The following is a 15,976-nucleotide window of genomic DNA, read 5'->3' as shown; positions in this document are numbered from 1 at the left end:
CCAAGGTCATCGGGCCGGGTATCGTCGCCGAGGCACTCCCGCCCGGTGGCAATCCCGCTCCGTCGGCGTGCGAGTTGCGACAGGCAGATGGAAACAGGGCTGTCGCGGTGACCATCGTGGAGGCACGCGCTTGAACGCCGGTGAGCTCATGAAGGCGGAGCTGGACAGGTACGACTGGGCCGCGCTCCGATGCGCGTGCGAACACAGCGCGGCTCATTTGCCCGGCGACTTCCTGCTGCTGGCAGCCGCCAAGAAGCGGGAAGACGCGTGGGCTCTCGGCCTCGAAAACCACCTCATGATCCAGTCGTTCCCGCAGGAGCCGGCTGTTCCTGCTGTGTCGGTGCTGATGGCAGCCCTCACACAAGAGCTGTCCGTCGGTGCGAGGACCGAAATCCTCGACCTGATACTGAGACTCATCTACAACGACGACGAAGAGGTCTCGGAAGCGTGCCAGCAGACTGCCCGGCAGGGACTATGGCTGTTCTACGCCGAGATCGCAGCCGCACGAGGACCCGACACCGTCGCCTACGCCTGCGACATTCTGAAGATCATCGAGCCCGATCGCACCCGCCTGTCGGACTACGGGGCTTCCGGTCGCTTCGACGTCCGCCCCTCTTGGATCGGTTCGTAGGCGAGCGATCCACAGGCTTTCTAGACCCTGTGCCGACGACCCCGGGCCTAGTGACCTGGGCGGTCAGGCTCGCCTGAGATTAGGGCCCGTCAACCTTCGGTGAGACGGGACACCTGCTATCGACTCTCCCACGGCTGGCCCGAGAAGCCGAAGATGCACAGCTGACCGTGACCCCGGCCGGAAGCCGTCGATCCAGCCCCGGGGTCAGGCGTTCCACCACTCGTCGGTCCCGCAGCCGACCTCGTAGTGCCACCAGCCCTCGTTTTGTCCTTGACTCAGCAGTGCCTTGATTCCGGCGAAGTCCGCGTCGGCCGGGACGTTGAAGGCCACCATGGGGAAGTCCGTGCTCATGACCTCACCGCCAAGGTGGAAGACAGCCAGGCGTTGATGCACCGCATGAGGGCTACGGCCCAGCAGCCCAGAGGGGACGGGCACGACGCGAACCGTGCAGTTGCCAGCTGAACTGACCCGTCCGACAGCCCAGTGCAGTCCATCTGAATCGGTCTGGAACTGAACAACGTCCCCCTCGGCCACGCCGTCCTGGAGGAACGGGACGTTCTCAATCGCAGCTGTGTCGGCACTGAGTCTTGTCGCCCACAGGCCCTCGATGTCCTGAGGGAACCACCCCTCGCGCGGGACGAACCGGAACCAGACCTTGAGCTTCTCGATCGCGCTCTCCATGGCGGCCATCATGCGCGGACCGCCCGCAGTACCCAGCGTCGGGGTCCGAGCTGGGCGATCAAGTTTCGTTGAGACAGACCAGCCTGTGATCAATCTTCACTGAGACGGACGGGCGTCCATTCAACTTCGGCGAGACACGTCCAACCTTCACCGAGACAGGTCACGGGCACGCCCGCGGAGTCTCCTCGATCCGGGCAGACCGCCGCAGATCCGCTTCACCAGCAGGTCACCGGAAGTTCCCCAGCAGCTCAGGAGCTCGGACGCGTCGGCACAGCCATCCGGCAGCCGGGACAGTGCCCCGCCATTCGTGCCAGTCGCGCCACGCGTGACTCCCGGGGTACCGGTGGCTCGGGCGCGACCGGTGGCACGTGCGGGACCGGTGGCACGTGCGGGACCGGTGGCACGTGCGGGATCGGTGGCTCGCGTGGCGGTGGTGCGCGAGCCGCCCGCCGGTGCGAGACGCGTGCGGGGCGAGACGCCGGTGTGAGACGCGTGCGGGGCGAGACGCCGGTCCATGAGGCCCGCCCGCATCGACAAGGGGCCAGATCCGCCGGATTGGCCTTGGCGAGTGGCTTCCCGGGACCGCTAGCTTCGGGATATGCGCATTCGTATCGTCGACGCCTTCACCGACCGCCCCTTCGCCGGCAACCCGGCAGGGGTCCTCGTCCTCGACTCGTTCCCGGACGAGGCCTGGCTCCAGCAGGTGGCCCTCGAGGTCAACCACGCGGAGACGGCGTTCACCCACCGCCTTCCCGAAGGCGGCGAGGCCGACTGGGCCCTGCGCTGGTTCACCCCCGCCACCGAGGTCGCCCTGTGCGGACACGCGACCCTCGCCGCAGCGCACGTCCTGCACACCACCGGCGCCCACCGGGGCCCCGTCCGCTTCGCCACCCGCAGTGGCGTCCTCATGGCCACCCCCGCCGCCGACGGCTCGATCACCCTCGACTTCCCGACCGCACCCCTCACCCCGGTCGAGACACCGGACGGTGTCGCCGAGGCGCTCGGCGCCGAGCCGCTCCGCACCCTCGACACCGGCCCGAACACCGGTGACCTGCTCGTCGAGGTCGCCGACGAGAAGACGGTCCGCGGCCTCACCCCGGACCACAAGGCTCTCGCCCGGTACTCCGAGCGGGGCATTATCGCCACCGCCCGCGCCGAAGACCCCTCCAGGGGCTACGACTTCGTCTCCCGCTGCTTCTTCCCGAACGTCGGCATCGACGAGGACCCGGTGACCGGCAGCGCTCACACGGCGCTCGCGCCCTTCTGGTCAGAACGCCTCGGCCGCGCCGCTCTCACAGGCCTGCAGGCCTCCCCGCGCTCCGGCCTGGTCCGCACCGAGGTGCGTGGCGACCGCACCCTCCTCTCGGGGCACGCGGTCACGGTCATCGACGGCGAGCTGCTGGCGTAACAGCACACGGGACCGGCTCGGCGGTACACGAAAGGGGCGTACGAAACGGCCGTACGCCCCTTCGGGATCAGCCGGCCGCCGATCGGCGGCCGGAGTCGCCCCTCACGCCGTCGGGAGCCAGCCGACCTTCCCCGCCAGCAGCGCGTACCCAACGAACGCACCGATGTCGAGCAGCGAGTGCGCGACCACGAGCGGTCCGACACGGCCCCAGCGCCGGTACAGATAGACGAAGACCACGCCCATCACCATGTTGCCGACGAACCCGCCGATGCCCTGGTAGAGGTGGTACGAGCCGCGCAGCACCGCACTCGCCACCAGCGCGGTCCCCGGCGTCCAGCCCAACTGCCCCAGCCTGCGCAGCAGATACCCGACGACGATGACCTCCTCCAGGACGGCGTTCTGCACGGCCGAGAGGATGAGCACAGGGAACTTCCACCAAACGTCCGGCAGCGCCTCGGGCACCACCGTGAGGTTGGCGCCGAACCCACGCGCCGCCAGATAGAAGGCGATTCCCGTACTGCCGATCACGGCCGCGACCATGGCACCGCGCCCGAGGTCCGGCCAGGGACGCGTACGGTCGAAACCGATCACACGCATCCCCCGCCCCTCACGCATCAGCAAGTGCGCGACGAGCGCGACCGGCACCAGAGCCGACGCGATACCGAAGAGCTGCCAGGCCAGGTCCAGCCAGGGCCGGCCGGGCGCCGCCGAGGCGTTGAGGGTGGCCGCCTGGTCCTTGAGACCCCCCGGTTTCGTGACCGACCCGACAAAACTGATCAGCGCGGACACTCCGCTCGCGCCGAGCGACAACGCCAGAACGAGCAGCGTCTCGTCCCGGAGAATCCGTCGGGTCAGCCTCTCCTCAGGAAAGGAATCGGCCACCGATCCCGCCTCCACGTGCACTCCCGCCTCCAGTTGGGTAATCCCGCCGCATCCCCATCTTCGCCCCGCTAGGGTCTCGAAAGAAGTTACGAAGATCATGCGCGACAGGCCGTCGGGGGACGGGCGCCATATGGGGCGTACTTCCCCTCGCCTGCTCTGCGGCTGTCTCACGGCTCAGGCTCATCTGGGAGGGACCTCACCGTCATGGGACGTCACAGCTTGCCCGACGCGGACCGGGCGGGCACCGCCGACCCCCGGATCCGCGCACGCCGCCGCAATGTGGCCCTCGCGACGGCTCTCGTCGTCACCGTCGCCGGGGGGACGGCCGCCGCCCTCCACGGAAGCCTGTTCTCCCTCGGGGGTTCCTGCCGGGACGACGCCGTGCACATAGCGGTGACCGCCTCGCCGGACATCGCGCCCGCGCTCAGGGCCGCCGCCGCGGACGCCCGGGCGAAGAACGTCACCGCCGACGGCCGCTGCCTCGACGTCAGTGTGAGCGCCCGCGAGTCCTACGAGGTCGCCGACGCGCTCCGCTCGGGCAAGAAGTCCGAAGCGCAGGTCTGGGTGCCGGACTCCGACGCATGGGTCCAGCGGGTCACCGGGACCAGCGCCGCCACACAGGTCACCAGCCTGGGCAACGTCGCCTCCTCACCGGTCGGCGTCGCCATGGTCCCCTCGGCCGCCAGAGTGCTGGGCTGGCCCACGAAGACGTACAGCTGGACCGAGTTGGCCGGGACGGCCCTGCGGGACAAGGGGCTCAGTCTGGGAGCGACCGATCCCGCCCGCAGCTCGACGGGGCTGCTCGCACTCGCCCGGCTCAGCGCGGCCGCCTCCCGGGTCAAGGGCGGCGACGTCCAGGCCGCCGCGATGGTCAAGACCCTCGCCCGGCACACGTCCGACGACGACGCCAAGCTCCTGGACAGCCTGCCCCGCGACTCCTCGGGCCCCGCGCGGAGCGACTCCCGGCGCAATCAGGCGCTGATCCTCTCCGAACAGGCGGCGTTCGCCCACAACACCGCGGCGGACGGCGACGACGACCTCGACCTCTTCTATCCCACGGACGGCGCGCCCCTCCTCGACTACCCGTACACCCTGGTCGACGAGTCGGACCTGAGCACGGACGAGAGCCGTGCGGCCCTGCGGTTCATGACGTTGCTCGCAGAGGCGGCGCCCCGGCAGTTCCTGCGGAAGTCCGGTTTCCGCACGGACGCGGAGAGCCCGTCGGACACGCTGGTCACCGAGGCGGGCGGGAGATATCCGCAGCCGTACGCGCACCTCCTGGCCGAACCCTCGTCGAAGGACGTGCTCCAGGAGGCCCTCGGGATGTGGACGATCACGATGGAGAGCGCCCGGATCACCACGGTCGTCGACGCCTCCTCCTCGATGGCCGAGCCACTGCCGGGCGGCCACCGGTCCCGTATGGACGTCACCAAGGAGTCGCTGCTCCAGGCGCTCGCCACGTTCACCTCCGAGGACGAGATCGGCCTGTGGAAGTTCTCCACGAAACTCGACGGCCACAAGGACTACCGCGTCCTCGTGCCGACCGAGCGGCTCGGCGACGTCAAGGGAACCCGCACCCAGCGCGAGAAACTGGCCTCGGCGTTCCGCTCCCTGAAGCCGGTCCCGCACGGAGCGACCGGGCTGTACGACACCACCCTCGCCGCGTACAAGGCGGCCGTCGCCTCCTACGCGAAGGGCCGGTTCAACGCGCTGGTCGTCCTCACGGACGGAGTCAACCAGGACCCCGGCAGCATCTCCCGGTCGGATCTCGTCACCGAGCTGCAGAAGCTGGCCGACCCGGAACGCCCGGTGCCGCTGATCGCCATCGCGGTGGGGCCCGACAGCGATCAGCGGGAGGTCGATCAGATCGCGCGGGCGACCGGCGGCTCCGGCCAGCGGGTCAACGAGCCGTCACAGATCCACGCGGCGATGCTCAGGGCCATCACGGCCGCGGGCACGGTAACTCCGAACTGACCGCCACCCGACCGCGCACCGCGCCCGCTCCCGCGGTGGCCGGCGGACACCCGCCACCGCGGAGCAGTCACCCGCGGGACACCACGGGCACACGGCAGCGCAGCGCGGGCAGGGCACGGCACGGCACCAGTGGGCACGGCGCGGGAATCGGCGGCCAGGTCCCGGCGGACACGGCCAAGAGCCGTCGCCCGGTACCCAGTACCGCCCCCGGACGCTCCCACGTCACCTCACCCCAGCGGAACCGGTTCCGGCAGTCCCACCGGCCAGGTGTGCACCGGCTCCCCGAGGTGCATCAGCTCGCCGTAGCGCCTCGTCGTCGCGGCCAGCGCGGCCTCCCGGCCGAAGCCCTTCTCCAGTGCCCGGTGGAAGGTGGCCGCCTGCCAGGTCGCGCCGTTGACGCGCAGTCGGCACCGGTCCTCGATCACGCCGAGGTAGAGATCCCGGTCCGCGGGCTCGACACCCCACGCGTCCAGTCCGGCGTAGGCGAGCGGCAGCAGCTCGTCGCGGATCAGGTTCGCCGCGTCCACCTGCGTGGTCCCGCCGTAGCGACCGCGCCGGGGCCACTCCAGGCGTGCGTCGATGCCGTGCCGGCAGGCCGCGTCGAAGTTGGCGGCGGCGGCCTCGAAGGGCAGCCGCGTCCAGACGGGGCGCGGCTCCTCGGCGAGCGCCCGGATCAGCCCGTAGTAGAAGGCGGCGTTGGCGATGACATCGGTGACGGTCGGGCCGGCCGGCAGCACCCGGTTCTCGACACGCAGATGCGGAACGCCGTCGGCGATGCCGAAGACCGGCCGGTTCCAGCGGTACACCGTGCCGTTGTGCAGCACCAGTTCGGCGAGCTTGGGCACGCCTCCCGCGTCGAGGACACCGAGTGGATCCTCCTCGTCGCAGATGGGCAGCAGGGGCGGGAAGAACCGCACGTTCTCCTCGAAGAGGTCGTACGCCGAGGAGATCCAGCGCTCGCCGAACCAGGTGCGCGGCCGGACTCCCTGCGCCTGCAGCTCCGGCGGCCGGGTGTCGGTGGACTGCTGGAAGAGCGGGGGCCTCGACTCCCGCCACAGCTCGCGCCCGAACAGGAAGGGCGAGTTGGCCCCGACCGCGACCTGCGGGGCGGCGACCGCCTGCGCCGCGTTCCACACGTCCGCGAACCGGTCCGGCGTGACCTGCAGGTGCAACTGGACGGAGGTGCACGCGGCTTCGGGCGCGATGGATCCGGACCGGCAGACCAGACGCTCCACACCGTCGATGTCGAGCGCGAAGTCCTCTCCGCGCGCGGCCACTATCTGGTCGTTGAGAAGGGTGTAGCGGTCGACGTCCGACAGATTCGAGGACACCAGATCGCCCTGTCCGAGCGTCGGCAGAATGCCGATCATCACGATCCCGGCGTCGACCTCGCTGGCTTTCCGATGCGCGTAGGCGAGCGAGGTGCGGATCTCCTCGGCGAGCCGGTCGAATACCCGGCCGCCCAAGCGGTGTGGGGCTATGTTGACTTCCAGGTTGAACATGGCGAGTTCTGTTTGGAAGTCGCGGCTCGCAATCCTTTCGAGTACTTGCCCATTCATCATTCTGGGCATGCCGTCGGGTCCGGCGAGATTCAATTCGATCTCCAGCCCCATCAGATTCTTCGGGCGGTCGAACCGCTTCTCCTCCAGCAGTCGCTCCAGCCCCGTCAGACACTGGCGGAGCTTGTCGCGGTAGCGCTGCCGATCGGACAGGCCAAACGTTCCTGCCACGACCTTCTCCCCCATCGAAGTGTCCCTCCTCGGATGGGCAGGCCGACGCTCCGGCCCTGGCGTCCCGGGTCACGGTGGATGATGCCCAGGCAACGCGATCCATAACGTCCCGCACGCGCTCTTCGACCGCTACGCTGGAAACCGGCCCCGGGCACATTCACCGGGCATGGAGCATTCAGCAAGTTTACCGCCCGACATGATCTCGTGAAAAACGCCGACGAGAATCGGCCGACCGCTCCGGCGGAGTATTCCGAGGTCACCGCGGTTCGACCGCGCAGAATCGGGATGAACCTCTCGTTTCATCGACCGAATAGCGCCTTGTTCTTCGTATTCGGAACGACTAGACGAAACAACGCCTGAACACGCGTCGTATAAACTCCGCTACCGAGGCAGAGAGTTGGCGCTCGCGGTCCTAGGTCCTGTCGTCACGGTGACGACGGCAGGCGACACCCTGTCGGCAGATCCAGACCCCTCGCCCCTCTGACCCGAGAGCTGACAGCGCCGTCCGCCCCCGCCCTCGCGCCACTGTGCCTGTCGAATGAGAGGCGACCCACCATGCCGCTGCACGTACCCCCGGCTCCCGCGCCCGCCCTGCGCACCGTTGTCACGGCACTCGGTTCCCCCACCGCTGTCCGCGAAGCCCGCACCCCGTCCCTGCGCCTGGCACAGGGACCCGCCACCCCCGAACTCCCGCTCCCCGTCCACGTCCTGGATCGCATCACTCCCGCGGGCGCCTCCGCCACCCGGCTCGCCGGGTGGCGTTTCCTGATCCGTTGCGGCGACCGTGCCGTGGCCGCGGCCGACACCGTGCTGACCCCGGACGGCTGGGCCTTCTCGCGCTTCTTCGAGGGTCCCTACATCGCCGCGACGGAACGCGCGCTGCGGCAGGCCGAGACCATGCAACAGCCCTACCAAGCACGCCTGTTGTCCGTACCTGAGCTGTACATGCTGACCCTCTGGCTGCACGGCGACTGCACCGCGGACGGCGCCACCGGCCATCCGGCCGCCACCGATCTCCTGGTCCCGCTGGCGCCCGCCCCGCCCGGCATCGCCGCGCACCGTCCGTACCGCGTCGCCGAACTGCTGCCGGTCCTCACCCATCGCGTCACCCCGGCCCCCCTGCTCAGTTCGCCCGCCTGAGCCCCGGCGCCCTCGCTCGCCTCCGGGCCCCCCGTCCGAACCGGCCTCCGTAGCCCGTCTCCAAGACCCCACGTCCGTGCCCCGCAGCCGCAACCCGGCCGCGGGGCACGCCGCTTCCACCGAACCCGAGCGCCACTCGCTCGTTAGGGCTTCATGGCGCTCGTACGAGGGGAAACGCGCTCCCGGACCGACCGGACTAGCCCCATTCGGCCACGTCGAACCACCCGAAAGGGCAACGCAGTTGGGGTGAACCCTCCGCAGGGGTGATGCGTCATCAACCTGTGAGAAGCGGTGCCCTCAAATCCCTGCGGATTGGCGCCCGTGGGGCAACACTGGGGTCAGACCACACATCAACGGGGGGCGGCCATGAGTACCTCAAGCCGCAAGACAGACACGACAGCCATCACTCACACCTCGACCCAGCGAAAGATCCCATCCATGTGCCAGCACCAGCCACCGTGTCCTTCCGCCGAATCAGCCGACCGGGAGTCCGCCCGCCTCGCGGCGCACCACCCGGAGCAGGGATGGAGCCTGCTGTGCAACGGCGTTCTGCTCTTCGAGGACACCGGTGAGCTCCTGCCCGACGGCCAGATCATCGCCCCGCACCGCCCGCTGGGCGGCGCGCAGGTGATGACGGCCGCCTGAGCCGCACGACCCGGGCGGCCGTCACAGGCCGCCCAGACACACGAGGGGCCGGCCCGGAGACGTACTCTCCGAACCGGCCCCGACGCATGACCGAGGGTGATCACTCCCCGTAGGCGTCCACGTGCCGAGCGCTGATCAGTCCTCGTAGGCGTCCAGCGGCGGGCAGGAGCAGACGAGGTTCCGGTCGCCGTACGCCTGGTCGATGCGGCGCACCGGCGGCCAGTACTTGTCGGCGGCCGAGACACCGGCCGGGAAGACGGCCTCCTCACGGCTGTAGGGGTGCTCCCAGTCGCCGCCGAGCGCGGCGGCCGTGTGCGGCGCCCCCCGCAGCGGGTTGTCGTCCACCGCCCACTCGCCGGAGCCGACCTTCTCGATCTCCGCGCGGATCGCGATCATCGCGTCGCAGAACCGGTCGAGCTCGCCCAGGTCCTCGGACTCGGTCGGTTCGATCATCAGCGTGCCGGCCACCGGGAACGACATCGTCGGCGCGTGGAAGCCGTAGTCGATGAGGCGCTTGGCGATGTCGTCGACGCTGACACCGGTCGCCTTGGTGAGCGGGCGCAGGTCGATGATGCACTCGTGCGCGACCAGACCGGCCGGACCGGTGTACAGCACCGGGTAGTGCGGCTCCAGGCGCTTGGCGATGTAGTTGGCGGAGAGCACGGCCACCTGGGTGGCGCGCTTGAGGCCCTCGCCGCCCATCAGCCGGACGTACGACCAGGAGATGGGCAGAATGCCCGCGGAGCCCCAGGGAGCGGCCGAGATCGGGCCGACACCGGTCTCGGGACCGGCCTCGGGCTGCAGCGGGTGGTTCGGCAGGTACGGCGCCAGGTGCGCGCGCACACCGACCGGGCCGACGCCCGGACCGCCGCCGCCGTGCGGGATGCAGAACGTCTTGTGCAGGTTGAGGTGCGAGACGTCGCCACCGAAGTGGCCCGGCTTGGCGAGGCCCACCAGGGCGTTGAGGTTGGCGCCGTCGACGTAGACCTGGCCGCCGGCCTCGTGCACCTGGGCGCAGATGTCGGCGACGTGCTCCTCGAACACCCCGTGCGTCGAGGGGTACGTGATCATCAGCACCGACAGCTCGTCGCGGTACTGCTCGATCTTGGCGCGCAGGTCCTGGACGTCGATCTCGCCGTCGTCCGCCGTCTTCACGACGACGACCTTCATGCCGGCCATCACGGCGCTGGCGGCGTTGGTGCCGTGCGCGGAGGACGGGATGAGGCAGATGGTGCGCTGCTCGTCGCCGTTGGCGCGGTGATAGCCGCGGACGGCCAGCAGACCGGCCAGCTCGCCCTGCGAACCGGCGTTGGGCTGGAGCGACACCTTGTCGTAGCCGGTGACCTCGGCGAGCTGGTCCTCCAGCTCGTGGATCAGCGTCAGATAGCCGCCGGCCTGCTCGCTGGGCGCGAACGGGTGGAGCTGCCCGAACTCGGGCCAGGTGACCGGCTCCATCTCGGTGGTCGCGTTGAGCTTCATGGTGCAGGAGCCCAGCGGGATCATGCCGCGGTCGAGCGCGTAGTCGCGGTCGGAGAGCCTGCGCAGATAGCGCAGCATCGCCGTCTCGGAGCGGTGCTGGTGGAACACGGGGTGCGTGAGGTACTCGTCGGTGCGCAGCAGCGCGGCCGGCAGGGTGTCCTCGGCGCTCGCGTCCAGCGCCTCGATGTCGCCCTCGACACCGAACGCGGTCCACACGGCGGTGAGCTGGTCGCGCGTGGTCGTCTCGTCGCACGAGATCGACACCTGGTCGGCGTCGACCCGGTGGAGGTTGACCCCGTGGTCGCGGGCGGCGGCCACGATCTCGGCGGCGCGGCCCGGGACCCGCGCGGTGAGGGTGTCGAAGTACGCGCCGTGCACGAGCTCGACACCGCCGGCGGTGAGCCCGGCGGCCAGGACGGTGGCGTAGCGGTGGGTACGCCGCGCGATGGTCCGCAGGCCGTCGGGACCGTGGTGGACGGCGTACATGCCGGCCATCACGGCGAGGAGGACCTGAGCCGTACAGATGTTGCTCGTCGCCTTCTCGCGACGGATGTGCTGCTCACGCGTCTGCAGGGCGAGGCGGTACGCCTTGTGGCCGTCGGCGTCCACGGACACGCCGACCAGCCGGCCGGGGAGGCTGCGCGCGAACTTCTCGCGCACCGCCATGTAGCCGGCGTGGGGTCCGCCGAAGCCCATCGGCACACCGAAGCGCTGGGTCGTACCGACCGCGATGTCCGCGTCGAGCTCGCCGGGCGAGGTCAGCAGGGTCAGGGCGAGCAGGTCGGCGGCGACGGTGACGACCGCCCCCAGCTCGTGCGCCTGCTCGATGATCGGCTTGATGTCGCGTACGGCACCGGAGGCGCCCGGGTACTGGATCAGCACGCCGTTGATCTCGCGCCCGGCGAGGTCGGCCGGGATGCCGTCGGCGAGGTCGGCGACGACGATCTCGACGCCGGTCGGCTCGGCGCGGGTCTCTATGACGGCGATGGTCTGCGGCAGCGCGTCCGCGTCGACCAGGAAGAGGCCCTTCTTGTTCTTGCCCATACGGCGGGACAGCGCCATCGCCTCGGCGGCCGCGGTGCCCTCGTCGAGGAGGGAGGCGCCGGAGGTCGGCAGGCCGGTCAGCTCGGCGACGACCGTCTGGAAGTTCAGCAGCGCCTCGAGGCGGCCCTGCGAGATCTCCGGCTGGTACGGCGTGTACGCGGTGTACCAGGCGGGGTTCTCCATGACGTTGCGCAGGATCACCGGCGGCGTGAACGTGCCGTAGTAACCGAGCCCGATCATCGAGCCGAGCACCTCGTTGCGGTCCGCGAGGGAGCGGAGCTCGGCCAGTACCTCGGCCTCGGTGCGGGCGGCCGGCAGCTTCAGGGCCTCGGCGTTCTTGATCACGTCCGGCACCGCGGCGGCCGTCAGCTCGTCGAGCGAGCCGTAGCCGATGTGCGCGAGCATCTTGGCCCGGGCTTCGGAGTCGGGGCCGATGTGGCGCTGCTCGAAGGGAATTCCCTGTTCGAGCTCGGAGAGCGGAATGCGAGGGGCGGTCATGGCGGAGGCCTCCTGGTCTGACGCGACCTTCGAGGGGCACCCCGGCACGGGTACCCCGACGGCCTCCCCCTCTGTCATCTCAACCTGAGAGTTTCACCGGGTGTCCGTGGACGACCCGGCTTTCACCGTCGGTGAGGGCGGAGCCATAGGCACCGCCCTGCTTTCCAGAGTGACCTCGTCCGTGCGGTACGTGAGCCTGAGAGATTCCGGGGAGGAGTTGCTCCTTCGGCGCCTCCGGTGAAGTCTGGAGGACTCTCCCGCACGGGATCAGCAGCCGTTTGCCAGCCTACCAGCGAGGACAAGACGACAGCCTTCGAGTGGCCGCCTTCACAGATGTGCTCTTTTGTAGTACTTACGGATGAGTTTGCGACCACTGGAGGGACCGTGCAGACCGACATCGATCCGCGCAACCTGATCGGCCGCAAGGCGTTCGACAGCAACGGCACCAAGATCGGCACGATCGACGAGATCTACCTCGACGACGCGACCGGCGTCCCGGAGTGGGCGGCCATACGCACCGGCCTGTTCAGCAGGGACGCCTTCGTACCGCTCGAACCCAGCGAGATCATCGAGGGGACGCTGCGCATCCCCTTCGAGCGAGCCCTGATCAAGGACGCCCCCGACTTCGGTGTCGGGCGCCACCTCTCCCCCGAGCAGGAACTGCAGCTCTACCACCACTACGGACTCGACGTGGCGTCCCCTCCGCCGCCGGACCGGGACTTCGGCCGACTGGCGGGCACGGACGACGGCTGAGCGTCCCGGACGCCCGGCCCCGCGCCGGCACCCACGCCCGGGACGGGGCCCACATCCAGACCCTTACTCCATTCCGGGCCCGCGTCCGGGCCCGCGCTCCTGTCCGGGCCCAGGTCCCGGCCCGTGCCCTGGGCCCGGTCCCGGTCCGCACGCCGGTCCCGGTCCAGGTCCGAGCCGCCGTCCGGACCTCGCGGCGCGGCCCGCGACCCCGACGGTCCGGCACCCGCCGGGAACGCCTCGGTGTCCCGGGGTCTTCGCTCCACCAGGGGCAGCGGATCCGCCGGTTCCAGCCGCGGATCGTCCGTCCGGAAGGTCCGGACCCGGCCGGGCTCGGAGTACGGCGTCTCGAACCGCACCGTGACCCGCCCCAGCCCGCTGCCCTGCACCCAGCCGTGCCCGTACTCCTCGTGACGCACGTCGTGCCCCGCGGGCCACCGCCGCACCGCGGGCGGCCCCTCCTCCACAGGGGTCCCCCCGGCCGGCGGCTCGTCCACGGACTGCTCCTCGGCCGTCGGCTCCCCCACGGCGGCGGCCTGCGCCTGCGCGAACAGGTCCTCCTGCGTGTAGTCGGCGAGCCCCGAGACACCGACCCCCAGCAGGCGCACGCCTCCCGTGGTGTCCACGCCCTCCAGGAGCCGCGCGGCGGCCTCACGGACGACCCCGGGGTCGTCCGTGGGTCCCCGCAGCGTCTCGGACCGGGTCAGCGTCGAGAAGTCGTACCTGCGCACCTTCAGCACGATGGTCCGCCCCGACAGCCCGGCCCGGCGCAGCCTCCCCACACACCGGTCCGCGAGCCGCTGCACCTCTAGCTCCACCCGGACCCGGTCGTGGATGTCCACGTCGTACGTGTCCTCGACCGACACCGACTTTGTCTCCCGCTCGGCCACCACGGGCCGCACGTCGTGGGCCAGCGCCATCGCGAACAGGGCGTGCCCGTGCGCCTTCCCCAGCAGCCGTACGAGCTCGTCCTCGCCCGCCTCGGCGAGCTCCTCGACTGTGGTGATCCCGGCCCGCCGAAGATGGTCGCCGGTAGCCGGCCCAACGCCCGGCAGCGTCCGCACCGGCATGGGGCCCAGCATCGCGCGCTCGGTGCCCGGCTCGATCAGCACGAGACCGTCGGGCTTGGCCTGCTCCGAGGCGATCTTCGCCAGCATCTTGGAGGCGGCGAGCCCCACCGATCCCGTGAGCCCGGTGACCGCCCGGATGTCCGCGCGCAGCTTGGCACCGGCCAGCCGCGCCGAGGCGTCGTCCCAGGCCGTCCCGCCCGCCTCCAGGTCCACGAACGCCTCGTCCAGGCTCAGCGGCTCCACGAGCGGCGACAGAGCCCGCAGCAGCCCCATCACCTGCTCGCTGACCTCACGGTAGAGCCCGAAGCGCGGTACGAGATAGGCGGCGTTCGGTGCGCGTCTGCGGGCCTGGGCCATGGGCATCGCCGAGTTCACCCCGAAGACGCGCGCCTCGTACGAGGCCGTGGCCACGACCCCGCGGGGTCCCAGCCCGCCCACGACGACGGCCTTCCCGCGCAGGCTCGGCTTGGACGCCTGCTCCGCCGAGGCGAAGAAGGCATCCATGTCGAGATGCAGGATCGTGGGCGCGGTTCTCACATCACCGATGCTGCCCTACGCCACTGACAATGCCCCGGCACTCCGGGGCATCGCGTCATCGGAGGCCGCGCGTCACACCGCGCGGTTGCGCCTGCGCGCCAGCTCGTCGGCGGGGTTGTGCCCGAGAAGCGTCTCGCCGGTGTCCACGCGCTCCCCGTGCAACTGCGACAGGGCACTCTCCACGTCCCGCCACACCACGCCCACGGCGATCCCGAAGACCCCTTGGCCGCCCTGGAGCAGCGCGTGGACCTCGTCGGGCGAGGTGCACTCGTAGACCGTCGCGCCGTCGCTCATCAGCGTCATGCGCTCCAGGTCCTGGAAGCCGCGCTCCCGCAGATGCTGGACCGTGGTGCGGATGTTCTGCAGCGACACCCCGGTGTCGAGGAACCGCTTCACGATCTTCAGGACCACCACGTCCCGGAAGCTGTAGAGACGCTGCGTGCCCGACCCGTAGGCGGGACGCACACTGGGCTCGACCAGACCGGTCCGCGCCCAGTAGTCCAGCTGCCGGTAGGTGATGCCCGCGGCCGCGCACGCCGTGGGCCCGCGGTAACCGACCTCCTCGGGAACGGCCCCTCCCTCACCGGGCACTGCTGTGGGCCGCCGCGGAACATGGTCCGCCGCGCCGCCATGCTGGGGGTACCCCCTGCTCGAGTCGAGCCGAGAGCTTGGGGGAGGGTACGGGCCGCTCTCCCCCGGACCGCGTCCGGGAGCACCCCCAGCCGTACCGTCGCCGCTGCTTCTCACGCCGACCTCCGTCCTTGACCTGCCTTCTCGACGGTAGGCAGTCACCAGGGGCGCGTCAACGATCGCCACACTCGGCACGCCGAGTGATAATCACCCTAAGAGTGGTTTCCCGTGCCCTACCGCGGGGAAAGGCTAGCCGAATGCTCTCCGCGCGGGCCGCGGCACACCACACCGACCCTGGGCAAATGCCACCCGGAGCGGCGCTCCGCTCCCGGGCCTCACTGACTGTTGGTTCCGAAGTCCTCGGGCGAGATCTGGTCGAGGAACTCGCGGAACTTCTCCACCTCGTCCTCCTGCTCGTCCGGGATCGCGATACCCGCGTCGTCGAGCACCCCGTCGCTGCCGTAGATCGGCGTTCCGGTGCGCAGGGCGAGCGCTATGGCGTCGGACGGCCTGGCACTCACCTCGACCCCACTGGCGAACACGAGCTCGGCGTAGAAGACGCCCTCGCGAAGGTCCGTGATGCGTACTTCGGTGAGCTCCTGGCCGACGGCCTCCAGCACGTCCTTGAACAGGTCGTGGGTCAGCGGTCGTGCGGGGGCCATGCCCTGCTGAGCGAAGGCGATCGCCGTCGCCTCCCCCGGTCCGATCCAGATGGGGAGGTAGCGGTCGCCTCCCACTTCACGCAGAAGCACGATCGGTTGGTTGGAGGGCATTTCGACCCGGACACCTACGACATCGAGCTCGTTCACACAGCAACCCTAGGCCGTGCCCGGGACGTTTGGGTAGTCGGGCACAGAACGGGTAGACGATCCGCGGC

The 15,976-nt window shown here is 70.2% G+C and carries 13 protein-coding genes and 1 riboswitch; of the genes, 6 read left to right on the top strand and 7 right to left on the bottom strand.

What is annotated here, in order from left to right:
- Positions 1-130: 130 nt before the first annotated feature.
- The gene (locus tag OHT01_RS33175; protein ID WP_328556784.1) at positions 131-631 is read left to right on the top strand and encodes a hypothetical protein; all 501 of its coding nucleotides are present in this window, start codon (positions 131-133) and stop codon (positions 629-631) included.
- A gap of 204 nt (positions 632-835) precedes the next feature.
- Here OHT01_RS33175 and OHT01_RS33170 read toward each other — a convergent pair whose 3' ends face one another.
- Complete coding sequence (locus tag OHT01_RS33170; RefSeq protein WP_328556783.1) at positions 836-1,312, bottom strand: DUF4265 domain-containing protein; 477 nt, start codon at positions 1,310-1,312, stop codon at positions 836-838.
- Between the two features lie 598 nt (positions 1,313-1,910).
- Here OHT01_RS33170 and OHT01_RS33165 point away from each other — a divergent pair.
- The gene (locus OHT01_RS33165; RefSeq protein ID WP_328556782.1) at positions 1,911-2,720 is read left to right on the top strand and encodes a PhzF family phenazine biosynthesis protein; all 810 of its coding nucleotides are present in this window, start codon (positions 1,911-1,913) and stop codon (positions 2,718-2,720) included.
- A gap of 102 nt (positions 2,721-2,822) precedes the next feature.
- On the opposite strand, the gene OHT01_RS33160 is transcribed toward OHT01_RS33165, so the two are convergent.
- Positions 2,823-3,623 (bottom strand): CPBP family intramembrane glutamic endopeptidase, encoded by an 801-nt coding sequence (locus OHT01_RS33160; RefSeq protein WP_328556781.1) that lies wholly within the window; start codon positions 3,621-3,623, stop codon positions 2,823-2,825.
- Positions 3,624-3,806: 183 nt separating this feature from the next.
- Between OHT01_RS33160 and OHT01_RS33155 the strand changes: the two genes are divergently transcribed.
- Positions 3,807-5,576: a substrate-binding domain-containing protein gene (locus OHT01_RS33155; RefSeq protein WP_328556780.1), complete on the top strand. Its 1,770-nt coding sequence runs from the start codon at positions 3,807-3,809 to the stop codon at positions 5,574-5,576.
- Positions 5,577-5,803: 227 nt separating this feature from the next.
- On the opposite strand, the gene OHT01_RS33150 is transcribed toward OHT01_RS33155, so the two are convergent.
- On the bottom strand, positions 5,804-7,321 hold the full coding sequence (locus OHT01_RS33150; RefSeq protein WP_328556779.1) for a glutamate--cysteine ligase: 1,518 nt from the start codon (positions 7,319-7,321) through the stop codon (positions 5,804-5,806).
- A 540-nt stretch (positions 7,322-7,861) separates the two neighbouring features.
- On the opposite strand from OHT01_RS33150, the gene OHT01_RS33145 reads away from it, so the two are divergent.
- Both OHT01_RS33145 and OHT01_RS33140 read left to right on the top strand, forming a co-directional pair.
- Entirely contained in the window at positions 7,862-8,446 is a 585-nt protein-coding gene (locus OHT01_RS33145; protein ID WP_328556778.1) for a hypothetical protein, read from the top strand.
- 438 nt (positions 8,447-8,884) lie between these two features.
- A complete protein-coding gene (locus OHT01_RS33140; protein ID WP_328556777.1) occupies positions 8,885-9,091 on the top strand; it encodes a DUF5999 family protein in 207 nt (68 codons plus the stop codon).
- A 135-nt stretch (positions 9,092-9,226) separates the two neighbouring features.
- Here the strand turns inward: OHT01_RS33140 and gcvP are convergent, their stop codons facing one another.
- On the bottom strand, positions 9,227-12,112 hold the full coding sequence (gene gcvP, locus OHT01_RS33135) for an aminomethyl-transferring glycine dehydrogenase (protein ID WP_328556776.1): 2,886 nt from the start codon (positions 12,110-12,112) through the stop codon (positions 9,227-9,229).
- A 174-nt stretch (positions 12,113-12,286) separates the two neighbouring features.
- A riboswitch (glycine riboswitch) is annotated at positions 12,287-12,382 on the bottom strand.
- A 114-nt stretch (positions 12,383-12,496) separates the two neighbouring features.
- Between gcvP and OHT01_RS33130 the strand changes: the two genes are divergently transcribed.
- A complete protein-coding gene (locus OHT01_RS33130) occupies positions 12,497-12,865 on the top strand; it encodes a PRC-barrel domain-containing protein (RefSeq protein WP_328556775.1) in 369 nt (122 codons plus the stop codon).
- Here the strand turns inward: OHT01_RS33130 and OHT01_RS33125 are convergent.
- From OHT01_RS33125 to OHT01_RS33115, 3 genes are all read right to left on the bottom strand, one after another.
- The gene (locus OHT01_RS33125) at positions 12,790-14,469 is read right to left on the bottom strand and encodes a DNA polymerase IV (protein WP_328556774.1); all 1,680 of its coding nucleotides are present in this window, start codon (positions 14,467-14,469) and stop codon (positions 12,790-12,792) included. The two genes, OHT01_RS33130 and OHT01_RS33125, sit on opposite strands and share 76 nt — an antisense overlap.
- A 72-nt stretch (positions 14,470-14,541) precedes the next feature.
- A complete protein-coding gene (locus tag OHT01_RS33120) occupies positions 14,542-15,216 on the bottom strand; it encodes a MerR family transcriptional regulator (protein ID WP_328556773.1) in 675 nt (224 codons plus the stop codon).
- 218 nt (positions 15,217-15,434) lie between these two features.
- Positions 15,435-15,908 (bottom strand): bifunctional nuclease family protein, encoded by a 474-nt coding sequence (locus OHT01_RS33115; RefSeq protein WP_006123076.1) that lies wholly within the window; start codon positions 15,906-15,908, stop codon positions 15,435-15,437.
- Positions 15,909-15,976 lie beyond the last annotated feature (68 nt).

It is taken from the genome of Streptomyces sp. NBC_00358, from assembly GCF_036099295.1.
Taxonomy (GTDB): Bacteria; Actinomycetota; Actinomycetes; order Streptomycetales; family Streptomycetaceae; genus Streptomyces.
This window is presented reverse-complemented; position numbering and strand designations above follow the sequence as displayed.

Excerpts from the sequence above, each read along its gene's own strand:
- OHT01_RS33170 (WP_328556783.1), bottom strand. The coding sequence starts at position 1,312 with ATGGAGAGCGCGATCGAGAAGCTCAAGGTCTGGTTCCGGTTCGTCCCG.
- OHT01_RS33165 (WP_328556782.1), top strand. The coding sequence starts at position 1,911 with ATGCGCATTCGTATCGTCGACGCCTTCACCGACCGCCCCTTCGCCGGC.
- OHT01_RS33155 (WP_328556780.1), top strand. The coding sequence starts at position 3,807 with ATGGGACGTCACAGCTTGCCCGACGCGGACCGGGCGGGCACCGCCGAC.
- OHT01_RS33150 (WP_328556779.1), bottom strand. The coding sequence starts at position 7,321 with ATGGGGGAGAAGGTCGTGGCAGGAACGTTTGGCCTGTCCGATCGGCAG.
- OHT01_RS33145 (WP_328556778.1), top strand. The coding sequence starts at position 7,862 with ATGCCGCTGCACGTACCCCCGGCTCCCGCGCCCGCCCTGCGCACCGTT.
- OHT01_RS33140 (WP_328556777.1), top strand. The coding sequence starts at position 8,885 with ATGTGCCAGCACCAGCCACCGTGTCCTTCCGCCGAATCAGCCGACCGG.
- gcvP (WP_328556776.1), bottom strand. The coding sequence starts at position 12,112 with ATGACCGCCCCTCGCATTCCGCTCTCCGAGCTCGAACAGGGAATTCCC.